Source organism: Streptomyces sp. MnatMP-M17 (genome assembly GCF_900091995.1).
GTDB lineage: Bacteria > Actinomycetota > Actinomycetes > Streptomycetales > Streptomycetaceae > Streptomyces.
In genome coordinates this window covers 1-2,838 of the sequence record NZ_FMDK01000498.1, presented here as the reverse complement: position 1 = coordinate 2,838, position 2,838 = coordinate 1, and the positions used below count along the sequence as shown (strand labels likewise).

At 69.6% G+C, this 2,838-nt stretch carries 1 protein-coding gene, 1 tRNA gene and 1 pseudogene; all 3 read right to left on the bottom strand.

Annotated elements, in window-relative coordinates:
* Nucleotides 1-1,609: hypothetical protein (locus tag GA0115259_RS22100; protein WP_093599982.1), on the bottom strand; the 1,609-nt coding region annotated here is incomplete at its 3' end.
* 348 nt (nucleotides 1,610-1,957) lie between these two features.
* Nucleotides 1,958-2,031: transfer RNA gene (locus tag GA0115259_RS22095), tRNA-Ala, on the bottom strand.
* A gap of 82 nt (nucleotides 2,032-2,113) precedes the next feature.
* Nucleotides 2,114-2,838 (bottom strand): annotated as a pseudogene (locus GA0115259_RS22090) (hypothetical protein); the annotation flags it as partial.

Below are 2,838 nucleotides of genomic sequence, written 5' to 3'. Positions count from 1 at the left end.
GACCGGTGCTCGTGGCAGCCGCGCCGGCTCCGGCGGCGATACTGCCGGTGACGGAACCGCCGTACATCATCACGCCGTTGTTGAGGATCATCGTCCTGCGGGCGTCCAGATCGCTGGTGTCCAGGCCATGGTCAGCGAGGAAGTTCATGACGGAGCCGAGCACTTGGAGCTCGACCTGCTTGCCCGCCCGGGTCACATCCACGAACTGGAAGAAGTTGCGGTAGTTGGGCGACGCGGCGGCCTCCCGCAGACTGAGGCGCGCGCCGTAGTCGTACCGCGCGTCGTGGCGGATGGCCCAGCGCTGGGCCTCCTCCCACCGCTCCAGCCTCCGGCCGGCGCGCAGTTCCGCGATGACATGAGGCATGGAGGCCAGCGACACGGAGCCGGCGGCAAGCAGCGCGTCGCCGATCCTGCGCCACTTCTCCTCGTCACTCTCCACCGCGCTGAGCGAGTCGGCCACCCGGAACTCCTCCTTGACCGGAGGCAGCACCCTGGTGTCCGTCTGGAGATAGAGCGTCCCGCCGTTCACCGCGACCTGGACGAAGACGGTGAGGACCAGATCCGTACCCCAGCTCCGGATCTGTACGGACAGACAGTGCCTGACCGGTCCGTCGATACGTCCGCGTACGGACTCGACCGTCTCCTGCGGGAGTTGGCCGGTGGGCCGCTTCCTGCCCGCTCCCGCGCCTCGGCCGGGCCAGATCTCGGCGCGGCGGAGCAGCTTGGTGTTCAGCAGTTCCGAGCCGTGCACAAAGACCTTCTCGCGGATCTGCATGCCCGCGATGCCGTCCGACGAGACCGGGGACTGCGCGCGCAGCTCCAGCAGATCGGCGCCGAGCCGCTCCACCAGCTCGGACGATACGAACGGCACCGGAGGCGGCTTCACGGCGCTGCCCGGCGTCGAGCCCTTCGGCACCAGACGGGTGGCGAACGACCATGAGCTGGACTGCACTCCGGCTCCGACGAACGGTGTGAAACCGCTGTAGACGATCAAATTGGTGTCATCGGCGGCCTCGCTGCCGATGAGTTCGGAACCGGGCCGCAGCCGATCCCTGACCACCTTCCAGGCAGCGTCGCGCTGCCGGTAGGTGAAGTACCAGGGACAGCCGACCAGCAGCACCAGGCCCAGCAGGTACGACATGACGAGGTTCGGCACCGACCACAGCACGTTCTGGCCGATCAAGCAGGCGATGAAGAGCATCGGGAGCTGGAAGACCAGCGGACGCAGAACGGTCGTGACCACCGAGTCCGAGGGCTTGGTCAGATACGCGTGGCCCGCCGAGCCTGCCGGAAGGCGGCCTTTGAGCGGCAGACGCTGCTGAAGGCCGCCACCCATGACTCCCGACATGAGGCCGTAGATGACGGTGGCCGCGGGCGCCAGCACCAGGGAGAGCACAAACGCCGCGGCGGCATACCGGTCCCGTTCCCGCAGATCACGCAGCGAGCCCTCGGCGTGCTCGCGCACCTGGTCGAGATCGACTCCGTACGAAGGAGCCCGCGCCTTGATCCGCTCCTGGCTCATCTCGTTCATCACAGTGCGCGCGAAGCCCTCGTAGAGGCGCACTCCGGTGCACATATAACGGGTGGCGGCGTTCTGATCCTCCCCCACCCGCGGCACCGAAACTTGGGCCGAATCCTCCGGCTCTCCCGACTGCCGCGGCACACGCGGCGCACCGTCTTCCCCGACACCCTTGCCGTCATCCACAGGCGGAGTAGTCATATTGTTCCCCCTTTGATCCCCTCACTGTCCCGCGCCTCACGCACCTCGCAAAGCCGAATCCCCCTCACCCCCCCGGCGCAAAGAAACACCCCCAGGCGCACAAGGGGGCGCACCACCCCAGCCACCCCAGCCACCCCGCCGCCCGGCTCCGGACATAGAAAAATCCCGGCCCGACGGTGACCGTCTGACCGGGATTTCGTGAACCGCTTACGAGCTGACTCGTGAACGGCCCTGTTGTGGACCTGAGGGGATTTGAACCCCTGACCCCCTCGATGCGAACGAGGTGCGCTACCAGTCTGCGCCACAGGCCCTTGCAACGAGTGAAACCTTAGCACCCTCGTCGCCGTGCTCGGAAATCCGTTGGGGGGCTGGTCACGGGTGGGGCGGGCGGGGTTACTCGTTGGCGGCGCGGGGGCGGGTGTCTTCGTCGTACTGGTCGAAGAGAGGGGTTCTGCCTCGGTCGCGGGAGCGGCGGGGTGGCGGGGTGCGGGGTGGGGCCGTGGTGTCCGGGGCCGGTTCCGCGGTGGACGAGCGGGCCGCGCTCCAGGTCTCCGGATCGCCGACCTCGACGCCGCTGGTGGCGCGTGGGGCGACCGGGGCCGTGACATAGGTGGGGAGCGGGACCGGGACCGGTTCCCAGCTCTCGCCGCTCGCCGGGCCGCGTTCGCGCTGCTGGTCCACCCACTCCGCGTGGTCGGTCTGCTCGACCAGGGCGCGGCGGCCCGCCTCCTGCGGCGAGACCGTGGGCACCGGTTCCGGTTCGGGGCAGGGTTCGGGCTCCTCGTCGGGCTCGCCCACGGCCGCCGTCGAGGGCAGATGGCGGCGCGGACGGTTCTCGCGGAGCCGCTGCGCCGCCGCCTCGGCCCTGCGCCGGTCCATCGTGAACGCGAAGCGCCTCCGCTCCTGGGCGCGCAGATGCACGATGTATGTACTCAGCAGTACGGCCGGGACCGCCGGCGCCCAGAGGAAGCCGAGTCCGCCGACCGCCGCGACGATCGTGCCGAACGTGAAGGTCAGGAAGAGGACCACGGTGGTACGCCGTCGGCGCGCCAGGACCTGCAAGCGCTGCGCGCGCCGGGCGCGTTCGGCCGCGGCTCCCGAAGGGCGCGCGCGCCGGG